Origin of the sequence: Methylotuvimicrobium buryatense (genome assembly GCF_005931095.1) — a bacterium.
In the GTDB taxonomy this organism is placed as follows: domain Bacteria; phylum Pseudomonadota; class Gammaproteobacteria; order Methylococcales; family Methylomonadaceae; genus Methylotuvimicrobium; species Methylotuvimicrobium buryatense.
The window spans coordinates 1849612-1866863 of sequence record NZ_CP035467.1 but is presented as its reverse complement, the minus strand read 5'-3'; the positions used below and the strand labels follow the sequence as shown (position 1 = coordinate 1866863).

10 protein-coding genes are annotated in these 17252 nt (G+C 47.4%); 5 read left to right on the top strand and 5 right to left on the bottom strand.

The genetic code is table 11. From position 1 onward, the window contains the following. Nucleotides 1-105: 105 nt before the first annotated feature. On the bottom strand, nucleotides 106-1386 hold the full coding sequence (gene urtA / locus EQU24_RS08450) for an urea ABC transporter substrate-binding protein (RefSeq protein WP_017839902.1): 1281 nt from the start codon (nucleotides 1384-1386) through the stop codon (nucleotides 106-108). 129 nt (nucleotides 1387-1515) lie between these two features. Then, on the bottom strand, nucleotides 1516-1809 hold the full coding sequence (locus EQU24_RS22355; protein WP_017839903.1) for a hypothetical protein: 294 nt from the start codon (nucleotides 1807-1809) through the stop codon (nucleotides 1516-1518). A 59-nt stretch (nucleotides 1810-1868) separates the two neighbouring features. Between EQU24_RS22355 and EQU24_RS08445 the strand changes: the two genes are divergently transcribed. Together EQU24_RS08445 and EQU24_RS08440 are read left to right on the top strand one after the other, a co-directional pair. Beyond that, a complete protein-coding gene (locus EQU24_RS08445) occupies nucleotides 1869-5291 on the top strand; it encodes a hybrid sensor histidine kinase/response regulator (RefSeq protein WP_017839904.1) in 3423 nt (1140 codons plus the stop codon). Next, the gene (locus tag EQU24_RS08440; protein WP_017839905.1) at nucleotides 5288-6205 is read left to right on the top strand and encodes a response regulator transcription factor; all 918 of its coding nucleotides are present in this window, start codon (nucleotides 5288-5290) and stop codon (nucleotides 6203-6205) included. The genes EQU24_RS08445 and EQU24_RS08440 overlap by 4 nt, the downstream gene beginning before the upstream one ends. A 197-nt stretch (nucleotides 6206-6402) precedes the next feature. On the opposite strand, the gene EQU24_RS08435 is transcribed toward EQU24_RS08440, so the two are convergent. From EQU24_RS08435 to EQU24_RS08420, 3 genes are all read right to left on the bottom strand, one after another. Continuing rightward, nucleotides 6403-7062, bottom strand: coding sequence for a chemotaxis protein CheB (locus tag EQU24_RS08435; RefSeq protein WP_014148219.1), 660 nt, complete (start codon nucleotides 7060-7062; stop codon nucleotides 6403-6405). A 573-nt stretch (nucleotides 7063-7635) separates the two neighbouring features. Next, nucleotides 7636-8499 (bottom strand): SdiA-regulated domain-containing protein, encoded by an 864-nt coding sequence (locus tag EQU24_RS08425; RefSeq protein WP_017839906.1) that lies wholly within the window; start codon nucleotides 8497-8499, stop codon nucleotides 7636-7638. 276 nt (nucleotides 8500-8775) lie between these two features. Then, nucleotides 8776-9693, bottom strand: coding sequence for a hypothetical protein (locus tag EQU24_RS08420; RefSeq protein ID WP_017839907.1), 918 nt, complete (start codon nucleotides 9691-9693; stop codon nucleotides 8776-8778). 534 nt (nucleotides 9694-10227) lie between these two features. On the opposite strand from EQU24_RS08420, the gene EQU24_RS08415 reads away from it, so the two are divergent. From EQU24_RS08415 to EQU24_RS08405, 3 genes are all read left to right on the top strand, one after another. Then, nucleotides 10228-10995 carry a hypothetical protein gene (locus EQU24_RS08415; RefSeq protein ID WP_017839909.1) on the top strand — a complete coding sequence of 256 codons (768 nt, stop codon included), beginning with the start codon at nucleotides 10228-10230 and terminating at the stop codon, nucleotides 10993-10995. 339 nt (nucleotides 10996-11334) lie between these two features. Continuing rightward, a complete protein-coding gene (locus tag EQU24_RS08410; RefSeq protein WP_017839910.1) occupies nucleotides 11335-14736 on the top strand; it encodes a hybrid sensor histidine kinase/response regulator in 3402 nt (1133 codons plus the stop codon). Nucleotides 14737-15236: 500 nt separating this feature from the next. After that, nucleotides 15237-16184: a response regulator transcription factor gene (locus EQU24_RS08405; protein WP_017839911.1), complete on the top strand. Its 948-nt coding sequence runs from the start codon at nucleotides 15237-15239 to the stop codon at nucleotides 16182-16184. The last annotated feature ends 1068 nt before the right edge of the window (nucleotides 16185-17252 follow it).

Genomic DNA, 17252 nt, shown 5'->3' with positions numbered 1-17252 from the left:
CTCGATCCTCTTTGCTAACGGTCGGATTTTTTTAAATTGCCTCTCTCCCTCAAATACCGGGAGAGAGGTTTCAAATGTTGACGGCGCGTGCCGGAGTCAAAGGTTTTATTGATAACCTACCGGGAAAGGGTTCGGTTCGATCAATTCCTCGCTTTCATAAACGACTTTATATTGACCGTCTTTTTGCGCTAAACCGACTCGAGTCTTGGACCACAAGTGATGATTTTCATGAATGCGAACATAGCCTTCCGGTGCGGTCGTCAACTCGATACCCGGCGATGCGGCACGGATTTTATCGATATCGAACGAACCGGCTTTTTCGACGGCAGCTTTCCACAACCAGGGACCCAAGTAGGCTGCTTGGGTGACGTCGCCTATCACGATATCTTGTCCCCATTTGTCTTTGAATGCTTGCACGAACGCTTGATTGTTCGGATTGTCGAGGCTTTGAAAATATTTCATCGCGGCATAAGCCCCTTCGATATTTTCACCGCCGATACCCAAAATTTCGTCTTCGGTCACCGAAATCGTCAACAAAAGCGGCTTTTCTTTAGTCAAGTCAATACCGGCCGCCTTGAGCTGCTTATAGAAGGCAACATTGGAACCGCCGACCACGATGGCATAGATCACATCCGGCTTTTTCAACTTGATTTTATTGATCACCGAATTGAATTGCGTGTGCCCTAACGGATAATATTCTTCGCCTACAACTTTTAATCCCAGTTTTTCAATATGTTTTCTGGCGATCTTATTGGAGGTACGGGGCCAGATATAATCCGAACCCAACAAGTAAAAAGTTTTTGCGCCTTTTTCCTTGACCACCCAATCGATACCAGCGATGATTTGTTGCGTCGCTTCCTGGCCGGTATAGATTACGTTGGGAGATTGTTCGAGCCCTTCATAGAAAGTCGGATAGTACAGCATGCCGTTATATTGCTCGAAAACAGGCAGAACGGCCTTGCGCGAGGCCGAAGTCCAACACCCGAAAACGGCGGCGACTTTGTCGTTGACCAATAATTTTTTCGATTTTTCGGCGAAGGTCGGCCAATCGCTGGCACCGTCCTCTTGAATGTATTCGATCTTACGGCCGAGCACGCCGCCCATGGCGTTTATCTGATCGATCGCAAGCTTTTCCGCTTGCACCGATCCGGTTTCGCTAATCGCCATCGTACCGGTAACAGAGTGCAAAATACCGACCGTAACCGTATCGTCGGTCACTGCCAATCCTGTCGTATTGACCTCACTTGTCGGGGGGTTGGCCCAACTAAGGGTGGAAGATGCCAAGATCAGACCCAGCGGAAAAGCAATCAATGTTTTAATAAAACTCCGGCGCTTGAATACCGGAGAATTGTCCCGGCTCCCACTTTCATAATTAAAGATACACATGTTTAAGCTCTCCAAATTAAATTTTGTTTGGTTCGCTGACAGTGTCCGGCAAAGCGCTTCGTTTAACCATTAGGCGGATGCTCACCCGCGTTACGTCATTTGACGTATGCCCTTCTCTATAGCTAGCTGTTAATCTTCCAATATAAATTTCATAACATGCTGATTTATTATTATATTTTTAGCATGTAGCAAGCCATTCCAACGAGTATATTTCGTTATGAATTCAATAGACATAAAGTCGACAAGAGTACTTTTCAGCAACTCATTATCCATCGGCATTGATCGATTCAAGCCATGAGCTTTGTCAGCAATTCCCAATTTGGGGATCAAAAAGGGTGTGGGGTGTGCTTGGCGAGGATGTCGGCAGCGGGGAGCTGCCGCCAAGCCCCCATGGATGGGTTTACGGCGTTCCTCGACAGGCATACCCCACACCCTAAGATCGGCGAAAATGCCCAAACCGGGAACTGCTGGAGCTTTGTTGCATGAACGGCCAACAAAAAATCTTTCGAGTACGGCGCAATTACAACCGGTGGGTCGCCAATCAAACGCTCGAAGATTATGCGCTCCGCTTTACCGCTAAAAAATCCAGGAAATGGTCCGAATGGCAAGTATCGTTGACTGCGCTGGGTGGGATTTCGTTTCTCGCGCTCGAAGCGATCGGCGGCACCTTGACCTTGACCTACGGATTCGTCAATGCGGTGTCGGCCGTTTTAACCGTCGGCGCGATCATTTTTTTAACCGGTTTACCGATCAGCTATCACGCCGCCAAACTAGGCACGGACATCGATCTTCTTACCCGCGGAGCGGGATTCGGCTATATCGGATCCACGGTCACTTCATTGATTTATGCGTCGTTCACTTTCATTTTTTTTGCACTGGAAGCCACCATTCTCTCAATGGCGCTGGAGCTCACGCTAAATATCCCATTATCTATCGGTTATCTTATTAGCTCTTTGGTCGTTATCCCTCTAGTCACGCATGGCATTACGCTAATCAGCCGATTTCAAGTATGGACTCACCCGCTTTGGATCGCGCTTCAAATCATTCCTCTGGTCTGTATCGCTCTTAAATCGGACGATGCGATGGCTCTCTGGACAGGGTATAAGCCGATAACGGCGACAGAAGGCTTTGATATAACGGCTTTCGGCGCTGCATCCGTCGTTGCGTTTTCCTTGATTGCTCAAGTCGGCGAACAAGTCGACTTTCTCAGATTTCTGCCCGAAAAAAGCAATCAGAACAAGCTTACCTGGTGGGCCGCTTTGATTTCCGCCGGCCCCGGCTGGATTTTCCCCGGAATGGCTAAAATCCTCATCGGCTCGTTTCTTGCCGTTTTGGCTATCGAGCACGGCATCGGCTTTGACCAAGCTTCGGACCCGAATCACATGTATCTAACCGCATTCGGCTATTTGACCTCATCCCCGGAACTGCCGCTGTTATTGACCGGCATTTTTGTCATATTCTCGCAACTGAAAATCAATGTGACGAATGCCTATGCCGGGTCCATCGCATGGTCTAATTTTTTTTCCAGAACGACTCAAAATCATCCCGGGCGCGTGGTTTGGTTGGTTTTCAATGTCGTCATCGCACTGATGTTGATGGAACTGGGAATTTATCATGCACTTAAAGAAATCCTTGGCTTGTTTGCCATCATCGCTATTGCTTGGGTCGGTTCATTGGCAGCCGATTTGACTATCAACCTCCCTCTTGGCCTAAGACCCCGAAAAATGGAATTCAAAAGGGCCCATTTATACGATATCAACCCGGTCGGTATCGGTTCTATGCTGACCGCCTCTTTGATTGGTTTGATCGCTTATAGCGGCTTGCTCGGTATTAACTTTCAGGCCCTGTCGCCTTATCTCACATTAGCCCTTACTTTTGTTTGTACGCCCTTGATTGCCTGGCTGACGAATGGACGTTATTACATCGCCAGGGATCCGGAGAATGCCGATAAAAATCCCGACCAGGTTTGTTGTATTTGCGAACATCACTTCGAGCCGGAAGACATGTCGCTTTGTCCGGCCTATGCGGGAGCAATCTGCTCGCTATGCTGCTCTCTCGACAGTCGGTGTCACGATATGTGTAAAACCAATGCCGGCATGGCGGATCAAATTTCCTCGGCATTGAACAAAATCATGCCGGACGCTTGGAGCGGAATCGTCACGGCAAGGCTAGGAAACTTTTTCGGCTTGTTTGTACTTACCGGCATTTTGATGTCCTCCTTGCTTGCGCTGATTTATTTCCAGATTACGTCGGACGAAACTATCGATAAAGCTTTGATCACCGATGCCCTAATCAATATTTTCTTCATCTTGCTGATTATTTCAGGCGTCGTATCGTGGATGTTCTCTCTACTTCATGAAAGCAGAAAACTGGCGCTGGAGGAATCCCGCAATCAAACCGATCTGCTGATTGCTGAAATCGAAGCCCATCAAATGACCGATCTTAAGCTGCAGCAAGCGAAAGAAGTAGCGGAAGCCGCGAATCAAGCGAAGAGCCGTTATCTGACCGGTATTAGCCACGAATTGAGGTCGCCGCTCAATGCGATACTCGGCTATGCTCAACTACTGGAGAAAGATAAAGCCATTCCCGGCAACCGAAGAGACGCTTTGTCGGTCATTCGACGCAGCAGCGAACATCTGGCGGATATTATCGAAGGTCTATTGGATATTTCCAGAATAGAAGCCGGCCGGCTACAAATCTCTAAGAACGATGTCGACTTTATCGCGATGCTCGATCAAATCGTGAATATGTTTAAGGTTCAGTCTACTGCCAAAGGTATTCAATTCGTGCACGAACAGTTGACGCCTTTACCGAAAACCATTCGTACCGATGAAAAACGCTTACGCCAAATATTGATCAATTTGATTTCGAACGCCGTTAAATATACGCATCAGGGCGAAGTATATTTTTCAGTATCCTATCGCAACCAAGTCGCCGTCTTTTCGATGAAGGACACCGGAGAAGGCATCGAACCGGAAAATATTGAAAAAATCTTTCAACCTTTCGAAAGAATTCGAAAAGCCGGAGCGCCTTACATTTCCGGCACAGGCCTTGGCCTGACGATTACGCGCTTCTTGACCGATATACTAGGCGGAGAAATCACCGTAAAAAGCAGTCCCAATCAAGGCAGTCTTTTCAAAGTTTCTTTAATGCTTTCCAGTGTCAACGCCATAAAAGCACCGCACAGCCTACCTGCCGCCATACCCAGCGGCTATCAAGGCATCGAGCAGACGATTTTCATCGTCGACGACGATCCCAGTCATCGCGGCTTGTTGGTTGACATGCTGTCTCCTCTGGGATTCAACGTGTTTCAAGCTCAAGACGGCTTTACTTGCCTGGATATGTTGCAATATTGCAAAAAAAAGCCCCAACTTTTTTTATTGGATATAGCCATGCCCGGCATGAGCGGTTGGGAATTGGCCGGTCGCATTCGAAGCCAAATTCCATCGGCAACCGTAATCATGGTTTCCGCTAATGCCCATCAACCGAATTCGATATTCGCGGAACATCTACCCTACGATGCTTATCTCGTCAAACCGATAAAATTGACCGATATGATGGATCTGATCCAAAAATATTTGCCGATTCGTTGGGTCTACGGCACCGGCGGCTCTTTTTCCGATGAAGGGAAAATAGCCCCTCTCTTAGCGAGTGAAAGCGCTTCACCTAGTAAAATCGAAAGTAAGTCCGAAATAACGTTGCTACCCTACCGAATGCTCGATCGATCGGATCGAGAAACGATGATCCAGCTCGCTAAAATCGGCTATATGAACGAATTACTCAGTTTCTTGAAAGGCTTAGAAGAAGATCGAAAATTAAACAAGCAACACGCCGATCGCCTTACAAGCCTTGTTAAAAACTACCGATTCGATGAACTCATTACTTGCCTTGAAGAAATGCTATGAATCCGACACGCCCGTTAGAATTGAAAAAAGATATCGTGCTGGTCGTCGACGATTCGCCGGACACGCTGAGCATGCTCAACGACACATTGGATAGAGCGGGATTTGCCGTCTTAGTTGCACTGGAAGGTTCGCAAGCACTAACAATCCTAAACAATATCAATCCCGACATTATCTTGTTGGACGCACTCATGCCCAATATGGACGGCTTCGAGACCTGCAAAAAACTTAAACAACATCGCAATTCGGCCGATATTCCCGTTGTTTTCATGACCGGTTTGTCGGATTCTGAAAGCATCGTTAAAGGATTGGAAGCCGGCGGAGTCGATTACGTCACGAAACCGGTAAAAGGAGAGGAACTCATCGCAAGAATGCGGGTTCATTTGGCAAATGCCAGATTAACAAAAAGCGCCCGCGCCGCATTGGATTCGGCAGGACAATATTTATTTTCGATCGATTCTAACGGCCGCTTGCTTTGGGCCACTCCACAAGCCGTTCAATTATTCTCGGACTCCGGCTTGAATACCGAACAGCTCGATGAATCGTTGATAAAACCGCTCAGACTCATGCTATCGCCTCAATACAACAGAGAAAAAGGGCAAACGGTAAACCTGGAGACAAAATCTCTTGAAATGAAATATATCGGTCAAACCGGTAACAAAGAACATCTAATACGAATCGTTGATTCGGAACGCGCAACTGAAGAGGAAATATTACGAGCCAACCTTTTTTTAACGGAGCGCGAATCCGAAGTACTGCTTTGGATAGCCAAAGGTAAAACCAACCGCGAGATTGGATCAATCCTCGAAATGAGCCCTCGCACCGTCAACAAACATCTAGAGCAAGTGTTTAAAAAAATGAACGTGGAAAACCGCACCAGCGCCGCAGTGATGGCATTGAAATATCTGAAATCGTGATGCCGGTTTATACATTTTGCTATCGCCTCCCAAAAATTAAATTGCGTACTACAGGCAAGCAAAAAGATAGGGGGGTAAAGATAATGCAAAATGAAAGGCTTGGCCCCAGATATGGAAAGCAACACTGTCTGTACAATCAGGAATGAGGCAGCATCAGATTGATCGAAGATCCGAAATTGGCAATGACTTACCGGCTGTCACAACACCTCATTTCTAGCAATGCGCACAAGTTTTTGAGCGATATTTTCCGGTGACAGAACAAAATCGATGCAACCACTCGCAATTGCTGTCTCCGGCATGTCTGGCTGAATAGCGGTATCAAGCTTTTGAGCAATGGTGATGCCGCCGACTTCTTTGATGCCGCAAAGCGCGTCAGCTCCGTCACCATCATAGCCAGAGACAATCACAGCAATCAGCTTACCGTCCCAATGCTCCGTCAATGAGCGTAGAAATACCGTGATGACATCGGGCCAACCATGAGGCTTCGATATTGGCTTTAAATGAAACTGTCCATCGGTGACGTGTAAATCCCGATTGGCTGGAATGATAAACACGCGGTTAGGTTTCATTTGCAGACTTTCCGTGATTAGCTCAACAGGCATGGTGGTATAAGTCGGCAGAACTTCATGCAGCATGGTCGGCATTTTTGTGATGTGATTAACAATGACGATAGCTACGCCTAGGTTTGCCGGCAGATTTTGCAACAACCTAATATAAGCGTCGAGCCCGCCCGCCGAACCGCCCACACAAACGACAGGAAAATCGTTCTCCAAGGAAACCGCTTCGTTTACTCTGTTGCCGTTTGCTACCCCTGAAGTTTCTGATTCATTAACGGCTCCGTATCTATCGTGTATCATGAGTACCTCTTTAATTGTCGACAAACAACCATCCTATACCAAGAAGAAAAGGGGTCAGGTTACTTTTCAAGACTAATTCGCAGACTTCGACAGGTAAGTAGGTGAGCTTATTTTTGCGCAACCCTTCCAACGAGCGGGCACATAGCGCCCTGCCTATTTTTTATCGCCACGCCGAATGTTCTCCAATACTTGTTAAGGAACGAGCATGAAATAACTTAGACAACTGTTGGAAGGGGGTTTGGTGGCTCGATTGACAGGTGTCGGCGGCAGGGATAGCCGCCGTCAAGCCTACACGGACGTATTCACGGCGTCCTGTCAAGCGAGTCACCAAACCGCAGCAATTCCCAGTTTGAGCAGTTTCGCCGATTTTAGGGTGCGGGGTATGCCTGTCGAGGAACGCCGTAGACCCATCCATGGGGGCTTGGCGGCAGCTCCCTGCTGCCGATATCCTCGCCAAGCATACCCCACACCCTTTTTGATCTCCAAATTGGGAATTGCTGACCAAACCGCCACAAAGCCTACTACTTGTATAAGTTATTTTGTGCATATTCCTAAGGCGATTTTCTGCGAAGCCTATCGATCCGGACGCCGCTCCAGAACCAGAAATTGATTCGGCTCTCCGACTACATAAATTCGGCCGTCATTATCAACGGCCACACCTTCCGGTTGCCATAACCAGCCAATCAATCCTAATTTTCCTGCGCGTAAACTGAGCCGCGACAATTCCCGCCCCTGCATGTCGACGACATGCAGACTGTCGGAGGATTCACTCAATATCAATAACTTGTCTTCCTTCCCCGGTAATACGCTCAATCCAGCATAATCCCTTACCTTCAGTCGCATAGACAATAATCCTGACAAATCTACCCCCATACCCCATTCGTCAACTGGCTGATGCAAAAGGGTAGGAGGCGTTTCTTTCACTGCAAATAAGCCAAATTGTTGCGACCACGCTACGCCTTCGATACCGTTATTGTCATCATCTTCTTCTGCCAGATTAAACCTGACTGCCTGATCGTGCGTTATCGATTCCGTAGCTTCAGTGATTTCCACCCGCATCAGGTTGTAGAGATTTTCTTCGGCAATCACAAAAAAGTTATCATACAGGTAGGTTATGGACTCGGTATCCCGAAAACCGGGTAAATCAATTGTCCGCTGCAACTCGCCATTTTTATTGAGAACATGAACCTTACAGGGTCTATTGGTCACCGCATAAAGCAGACCCGATGGCGGATGATAGGTGATGCCCGAGAGATTTTCTTGGATGCCGTCGACATGGCGAGCAGGCTCAATCGGTTGATAACGACTCAGATCCCAATCCGTTTCTATTCCGCTTATTAAAGGCGAGTTATCAGGAAAATGCCATGCAATCCATCCGGACAAAAGTAACAACGGCAATAACAACCACAAACGTTTTTTCCTGACACTGGATTTCATTAAACCTTCGTAAATTTACACAAGTTCGGATTCTCGATTGTTTATGTTAACTCGAACTTAAATTAACAATTAATACTATTTACTCATCGTAGATCAAAATTCGGCGCCGGGGTGTCCGTCAAAGGACGCCGTGAATACGTCCATATAGGCTCTATGCCGGCTCCATGCTGGCAAAGCCTTTGTCGAGCCCCCGGAGCCTCCTTAGACGCTGCCGAAATTTGAAGTGCGAAAGGCATATTAAGGTTTACTACCGACTCCCCTGTTAACTTTTAAATTTCAAATTTTTAAGATTTCTTCCAACGGCACCAAATTTAGTTTGATTCTAAATAGAATCTCTTTATTTTCCAGCACCCCGTAACATTCGTAAGAACGCAACAAGATTCTAGTGTTATTGAGTGTATTATCCTTGGACTCCGGCAGTTGTTTGACCAATATGTAAACTTTATCGTTGTTTTTCAGTTGCCCAACCCAATGACGGTCGATCGATAACTCATGCGAGGTATAAACCATTGGATTAGCCTTGAAATCGTGATTCTCAAGTTGAGCCTTTTCCAGTAAGACTCCGGAAGTTAAGCTGCAAGGGAATATTTCAGGATAATGGGCAACTTCGGCCAGTTCGTCAAAATAATCGGATTGCTCGGCCAAAGAACCCGACAAAAAATTTTTGACATTGCCGTTATGCATCCATTTTCGCATTAAAAAGTAATCGCTGCCCGGAACCAGAGTTTTATCTGCAACCGTATTCAGATCCGGCAAACCGTTTAAATCAGTATTTGCAAGAAACAGCGGAGCTTGGGTTTCTTTTTTATAGCCAAGCAAAATCGTTTTGCCTTGCGACTTGATAACGACTCGGTTAGTCAACGTCAAATCGGGAATCGTGTTGATCAAGGTTTTTTTAATTTCCAGCGAAAATTCCTGACTTGGTCGTAAGGCGTTGACGAAAATAGTCTGGTAATTGCTAAATCGCAATTGCTTATCAACTATGATCTGCTCCTCATGCTGTGCCTCGCGGTACAGACGCATCTGGTATTCGATCAGCGTATTCAACTGAAAACCCAGCACGATGGGGCCTTTGAATGGATTATGAGTAATCTGCAACCATTTGTGTTTGTCGTGAAACAGGTTGAAATCGTCGGAAGCATTTCGTGCGACTTCAATATGAATTTGTTCAAAAGTAAACGATTGCTTTTTCATGTTTAATTTGGCCGCGACAATTCGAAAACAACCATTTTAGTTGCGGATTGAAATTAGTCGGAAAGTTTTTTCACATGATCATAATCATGACATCAATCTGAAAAAAGAGACTGGGGTACTACTCTTGTTGGCCGCCATCAATCAAAAAAAGTAACCTGACCCCTTTTCGTTTCCTTTTCGTTTTATTTGGCCTATCGGGTAAATGACGTATACCGAAAAACCGGCAGGCATTCTAAAGTGCGTCAAGCTTTATTAAACACGCTCGAAGTGTTCCGGCCAAAACCGTAACGGATACATAGTTTTTGCGTGTCGATATGCCGAATGACTCGATACTAAAATCGCTGATAAACAAATCGGTAATCAAGCGATCGAATTTAATTTGGCATCGCTGTTGCTTATTTTTCAGTGATCGCACCCATTTTCGTTTTTGGCTTCCCTCTCCCCTGAACCGTGCCTAAGCGAGTGGGAGCGATTACGCCAAAATTTGAAGCGCGAAAAGAAGTAGAATTTATTTTTATCAATCACAGGATAGCCATGATCGAACCGTTGCATCACCTAAAATCAAGCGTTTTCATCGCTCTTTCGGTTATCTCGACAACCTTAATCGGATGCACGATAGGCCCGGATATGAAACGAGTGCCGATCGATGCCGCTTCGGTAAAGCAAATCTTTTTCGAAATCGATATCGAAGCGGCCGGCTATCAAGCCGATGACACGGCGAATCATGAAATGGCCGAAACAATCGCAAGCCATTTAAACGAATGGGGTTATACCATCGGCATTGATGCCGATAAACCCGCCGACCATCGGATGCAGGCAACGATCGAAGCCGTCAAGCACGGTAGCACCCCAACCGGCTTTTCATTTACTGCCGGAAATTCCGACCCGCGAGCGGTAAACTTTCAAAAAGCGGAAATCGTGCCGATCACCTGCTCGCTAATCTCGACCGCGAACAGCACCGAGTCGGCGTACTATACGATGGAATTTATCGCTAAACCGCTCTCAGGGGGCGAAAAACGCTCGCGATTGATCGACCAAGTGAGCACCGTTTGCCTGAATTTGCTGAAATCGCTCAAAGTTCAACCGGAAGAACGTGCAGATGCGCTTCAAGCCACCAGTCCTAGCTGGGCACCGGATGTTTTGATCGAAACCGTTGAAGAGCCGGAAACGCAAACCGAACCAGGCAAGCCAGTGCCCTCCGAGACAAATGACATTAACGCCGAAAAGAAAAGCTATAAACAAATTACGATCCATAACCAAGGTTCGCCCGTTATTTTGAAACTTGGCCATGAAAGAAAATAATTCGGAATTATAGCGCTCGCTCGTTAAATTTCCGATTTATGAAAGTTTACCCCTGCACTCTCCCTTTCGGGAGAGTCGCATGATCACGATATTCGATATGCACGAGGCATAGAAAAACCGCACTCCGCCCACCGCCCTCTTCCGTAGCACTAAGAATGTGCGTTTTTTCGTCATTCGCACCATATCAATACACGCCACCGCCGTTATTTGACACATGCGCACCGAACGGGTGCCGGGCGCCTTGAAAACAGTTTATTACAATTACGGCATATAAATTGCCTTAATTATTCATTGTTCAATGACTTGCTTTCAAAGCCGAAACCTCATGCCTGATTATCAATGAGCGCCCCGATTCATCAGAACATCTCGAAAATTCGCCGCGACTATAACGCTTGGGTCGCTAACGAATCTCTAGAAGATTATGCACTTCGTTTTGCGCCGCGCAGTTTTCGCAAATGGTCCGAGTTCCAAGTGGCCAATACGGCCTTCGGATCGACTTCGTTTCTGGTTTTGGAAGCCATCGGCGGTTTTCTGTCTATCAATTACGGATTTACCAACGCGTTCTGGGCCATTTTAGTGGTTGGCCTAGTCATCTTCATCACCGGTTTTCCCATAAGTTATTATGCCGCCCGGTATAACATCGACATCGATTTACTGACTCGTAGCGCCGGTTTCGGCTATATCGGCTCGACCGTTACCTCGTTGATTTATGCCTCGTTTACCTTCACGCTTTTTGCACTCGAAGCGTCGATCATGTCGCTCGCACTCGAACTCTATTTTCAAATCCCGATCGCATTGGCCCATGTCATCAGCGCGGTGATCGTAATACCGTTGGTCGCATTCGGAATCACGACGATCAGCCGGCTGCAACTATGGACTCAGCCGATCTGGCTGATTTTGTTGATCGCGCCTTATATCGCCGTTTACCGGCACGAACCCGAAGCGCTACTGACACTCAAAACCTATTTTTGGATCGCCGGCAGCGGACGCGATTTCGACTGGCTATTGTTCGGCAGCGCTGCGACGGTGGCTTTTTCGATGGTCGCTCAAATCGGCGAACAAGTCGACTTTTTGCGTTTCATGCCCGAAAAAACTCGACAGAACCGCTTTCGTTGGTGGTTCGGTACCATTGCCGCCGGTCCCGGCTGGGTATTATTCGGCATGCTCAGACAGTTAGGCGGGGCTTTGCTCGCACATCTCGCACTGCGTAACGGCATCGCAGCGGAGCACGCACACGAACCGACGCAAATGTATTTGATCGCTTATAACGATCTGTTCGGCAATCCTGCGATTGCGCTCGCCGTCACGACGCTGTTCGTCGTCATCTGCCAGATAAAAATCAACGTAACCAACGCCTATGCCGGCTCACTCGCCTGGTCGAATTTTTTTTCGCGAGTGACGCACAGTCATCCCGGACGCGTCGTTTGGTTAGTATTCAATGTCTCGATCGCGTTATTGTTGATGGAGTTCGGCGTTTTCGGCGCTTTGGAAAAAGTGTTGGGTTTGTTTTCCAATATCTCGATCGCTTGGATCAGCGCGGTTGCCGCCGAATTGATGATCAATAAGCCGTTGGGCCTCAGCCCCAAAATCGTCGAATTCAAGCGCGCCTACCTACCCGACCTCAATCCGGTCGGCATTATCGCAACCTTATGCGCGTCGATCGTTTCGATACTGGCCTACCTTGGCGCCTTCGGCGATTATCCGCGTGCTTTCTCGGCGTTTATTTCGCTTGGCCTAGCCTTTATTCTTGTTCCTCTCATCGCAGTCGTTTCCGGGCCTAAACATTATCTGGCTCGCGACCGGGACGAAAACAACAAGGCGTCTCATCAACACTGCAGCATTTGCGGCAACGCATTCGAGCAGGAAGACATCGCCTATTGTCCAGCCTATCAAGGCAGTATTTGTTCGTTGTGTTGCACGCTCGAAGCGCGATGTCTGGATGCTTGCAAACCCGGAGCACGACTCGACGATTATTTGGAAATAGTGGCCCGGCGCTTTCTGCCGAAAACGCTATCGCTACAGGCTCGTTTGCGATTACTGCGCTTTGGCCTGCTGTTTTTGTTTCTGACGGTACTTACCAGTATTTTTATCGGCATCATTTATTATCAGGATTTGTTGACCGCCCAACCTTATCCACCTGCTTTTCGACTGTTATTGGAAAATTTCGTCAAGATTTATGCATCGTTGTTGGTATTTATCGGTTTGTGTACCTGGTGGCTGATTTTGAACGATGAGAGCCGCCGCGTCGCCCATGAAGAAACGGCTAAACAAACGCAATTATTGTTGATGGAAATCGAGGAACACAAAAAGACCGACGTGAAACTAGCCCAAGCCTTAAAAATGGCCGACGCTGCCAATAGCGCAAAAAGCCGTTTTTTGAGTAACATGAGCCATGAAATCAGAACACCCCTCAATAGCATCATCGGTTACGCTTATATTCTTCATAAAGACACGGAAATACCTGAACGCCGCCGCCAAGCGGTCGAAACATTAAAACGGAGCGGCGAACATTTGTCATCGCTAGTCGAAGATATCCTCGATATTGCGAGTATCGAGGCGCGTAAATTCGAAATTAAATCGGCGCCGTTTCATTTTCCGGCTTTTATCGATCATTTAGTGCGGGTCTACAAACCCCAGGCCGAATCGAAAGGTTTATCGTTTTGCTGCCAGTTCACCCATTCCCTGCCCCAGCGAATTCGCGGCGATGAAAAACGGGTCGGACAAATTCTGATTAATTTGCTGAGTAACGCCGTCAAGTTCACAGAAACGGGAGGTATCATCTTCCGCATCGGTTACAGCGGCGAGGTCGCCAACTTTCAAGTCATCGACACCGGCAAAGGCATCGAGCCGAAACATTTGCAAAACATCTTCCAACCCTTCACACGGATACACGACAGTAGCGGAAATGCCGTTTCAGGCAGCGGACTCGGGCTTACGATCAGCAAAATTTTCGCCGAAATCATGGGAGGAGAACTGTCGGTTACGAGCGAACCCGGTCGGGGCTCTGCATTCACGGTACGCCTGTTTTTACCGAATCAAGGCGCGACGCCGGAAGCCGTCAGAGATAATGACGTCCAAGGCTACTCAGGACGCCGCAAACGCTTGCTCGTCGTCGACGATCAGGCTGAACATCGCGATTTAATCGTCTCGATTCTGGAACCCCTCGGTTTCGTCATGGATGAAGCCGAATCCGGTGGAGTTTGTATCGACATCGTTTCGGACAATCCTCCCGACCTCATTCTGCTCGATCTTTCGATGCCGGATATCGACGGTTTAGCAACCGCTACTGTGCTACGCGAGAAAGGCTATAAACACCCCATCGTTGTACTGAGTGCTAACGCCTATTTGACGGACCGAGTCGCCGCTATCAACGCCGGTTGCAACGATTTTCTCTCGAAGCCGGTAAAAATTCGCGAATTATTATACAAACTTGGACTGCATCTCTCGCTGGAATGGATTCACCAGCATGATGACACGCTTGTTTTGAATCAGTCGGCAAATAATGCGATCGTATTCCCCCCGCAACAAGTAATCGACGAACTCGCCGGATTCGTTCGAATCGGCGATTTAACCGGATTGAAGACTCGATTAGACCTTTTAGCTTCGGAATACGCGCTATTCGTCGCCAAAATAAAAAAATTGGCCTACGAATTTAAAATCGGGGAAATCAAAAAACTGCTGTTATCGAGTAATGATGTTGAAATTACGCGAGTGAAGACCGATTCGATCGATAAGATTTGAACTTGCGATTATGAATATTCAGCCTTTATCCTAAATTCAGCAATTTGACCATGAAGCACATGAAGTTCCTATAGAATTTCAATATATTACCTAAGCGTTCTCGCTAACATCTTGAGTGGTAATTATTCACATCCCCCCTATCGTTCCCACGCAGAGCGTGGGAACGATAGTTGCTCGGGGACTGAATATTTACCTTGGGCGAGTGAATGATCCATACAAATTCATAGCAAGTTATTGAATTAAATTCATATTCTTCATGTTATACCCTTTGCCAGTCAAATTTCGGCGTCGGGATGCCCGTCAAAGGACGCCGTGAATACGTCCATGTAGGCTCCATGACAGCATCCATGCTGCCAAAGCCTTTGACGAACACCCCGACGCCTCCATACGCTAATGCCGAAATTTGAAGTGCGATAGGTATATTCATGGTGAAACGCTTTTTTAGGTTTATGGGCCTGCATTTAACATTTACCAAAATGGCTTGGAAACAATTTTAAATTATGACTGCGGCAAATCATTCCGTTAATAAGGGCACAGTATTGATCATCGACGATACGCCCGGTAATTTGGCGTTTTTATCCGACACGCTCTCGGAAGCCGGGTACCGGGTGTTGGTCGCCATCGACGGGCATTCCGCACTCGAGCAAATCGGTTTTTTGCACCCCGATATTATTTTGCTCGATGTCGTCATGCCGGGAATCGACGGTTTCGAAACCTGTCGAAAAATAAAGAGCAATCCGGCCACAACCGACATTCCTATTTTGTTCATGACCGGACTGGGCGAGCTGGATAATCTATTAAGGGGCTTCGACGAAGGCGGCCTGGACTATATTGTCAAACCGATCAAACCGACCGAAGTTTTGGCACGAGTCGATGTTCATCTGACCCAAGCCAGAACAATCAGCCGCGCCAAAACCGCGTTGAAACATGCCCCGTTCGCCGCTTTAACTGTGGATAGGTCCGGACGGATTACTTGGCTGACACCATGCGCGGAAACATTGTTGAGCCAATTAACCGAAAAACTTGATTCAAGCCGGAAAGTAGAAATCGGCGCACTCCCTCCGCAACCGATTTCGGGATGGCTCCGAGAACAAATTCAGGCTAACCATATAGGTCGGGAATTACCTTCGGAAATAGATCACATACTCGGCAACTTATCGATCAAACTCTCTCGAAGCGCGGACTCCCATGAATTCCTACTGCTTTTGCAACAACGCGCAGGCTCACGAGATTGGAATCTTGAGTCGCTGAAAGACTCCTTGGGTCTTACATTAAGAGAAGCGGAAATACTGATGTGGATTTCCCGCGGCAAAACCAACAAAGAAATCGGCATCATCCTCGGCAGTAGCCCACGCACCGTGAACAAGCATTTGGAGCATATCTTCGAAAAACTCGGCGTTGTCACGCGAGCCGCCGCCGTTGCCATGGTCATGCAAAAAGCTACCTGATTAGCAAGTTTCTTCAGCTAAAGCCCAAAAACCGGCATATCCCTAGCAGGACGGGGTTTGCAACCCTGTCCTAAACGTTTTGACTTTGGCCGAAGTTAGCCGAAATGTTTAGGGCAAACCGAAACGTTGGGGACGGGTTAAATAACCCGTCCCGCAAAGGGACGGCAAAGCGTAGCTTCACATCAATGTAACCTGAATATCGGCAATCCATGCCGAGATGACGAATAATGCCGCATATGCACCATAGAGCAGGCACTAAGTTGGCGCTTATGGGGGCTATTGTTAGTCTTTTGTCGGTGATCTTAGACTATAAAGTGCCAAGTGCAGGGTGAGCATTGCGCAACTGGGCCGGGACATCTTGTTGGGTTCGGCGCCGTGGAAAGATGCGCGATGCGTACCTACGGTGCTGGGTTCAAGGCGGTCCTCGCTAGTCACACCCCATACTTTCATAAAGTTAGCCATTTTTTGAGTATGGAGGGAGTAAGAAAATAATGCGTCTTCCGCCAGGGATTGTCGGAATCCAGCCCCCAGTGCCAAGAATGGCACTGCGTAGCTTCACATCCATGCAACCAGGACCCGAGTAATCCGCCGGGGCGATGCATTTATGGGTTGAATTCGCCGCGTTTCAATTTTAGCTAAAACTTATAAATAACTAGTGAATACTCTATTCTGCGGACAAAATCGCAGTTATAAACTGTAGCGTCTGAAACAATTATAACCGCTATCTTTATTTTGATTTTAGGCTTTAAACTAAAATATCGTAGTAACAGATAGTCAATTTTCGATTGACCCCCACTTTAGGGCTGCCTGGAGGCAGCCCTCTTTTTTCCGATTTATACCTTTCGCACTTCAAATTTCGGCAGTGCTTGAGGAGGCGCCAGGGTGTGCGGCAAAGGCTTTGACAGCAGGGACGTATTCACGGCGTCCTTTGACGGAGCCCCCTGGGCCGAAATTTGACCAGCAAAGGGTATAAAACGATATCGAAGGTGCTTCGTTTTACCCCAGCGACGAATTTCCTTAGCCAAAACTCCTTTTTCCTAGGATTCGATTTTTCTTTCTCGCACTTAT

What these genes read in the sequence shown, in the direction of transcription:
- EQU24_RS08445 (WP_017839904.1), top strand. Translation starts at nt 1,869, where the DNA reads ATGAACGGCCAACAAAAAATCTTTCGAGTACGGCGCAATTACAACCGG.
- EQU24_RS08415 (WP_017839909.1), top strand. Translation starts at nt 10,228, where the DNA reads ATGATCGAACCGTTGCATCACCTAAAATCAAGCGTTTTCATCGCTCTT.
- EQU24_RS08440 (WP_017839905.1), top strand. Translation starts at nt 5,288, where the DNA reads ATGAATCCGACACGCCCGTTAGAATTGAAAAAAGATATCGTGCTGGTC.
- EQU24_RS08435 (WP_014148219.1), bottom strand. Translation starts at nt 7,062, where the DNA reads ATGATACACGATAGATACGGAGCCGTTAATGAATCAGAAACTTCAGGG.
- urtA (WP_017839902.1), bottom strand. Translation starts at nt 1,386, where the DNA reads ATGTGTATCTTTAATTATGAAAGTGGGAGCCGGGACAATTCTCCGGTA.
- EQU24_RS08420 (WP_017839907.1), bottom strand. Translation starts at nt 9,693, where the DNA reads ATGAAAAAGCAATCGTTTACTTTTGAACAAATTCATATTGAAGTCGCA.
- EQU24_RS08425 (WP_017839906.1), bottom strand. Translation starts at nt 8,499, where the DNA reads ATGAAATCCAGTGTCAGGAAAAAACGTTTGTGGTTGTTATTGCCGTTG.
- EQU24_RS08410 (WP_017839910.1), top strand. Translation starts at nt 11,335, where the DNA reads ATGAGCGCCCCGATTCATCAGAACATCTCGAAAATTCGCCGCGACTAT.
- EQU24_RS08405 (WP_017839911.1), top strand. Translation starts at nt 15,237, where the DNA reads ATGACTGCGGCAAATCATTCCGTTAATAAGGGCACAGTATTGATCATC.
- EQU24_RS22355 (WP_017839903.1), bottom strand. Translation starts at nt 1,809, where the DNA reads ATGCCTGTCGAGGAACGCCGTAAACCCATCCATGGGGGCTTGGCGGCA.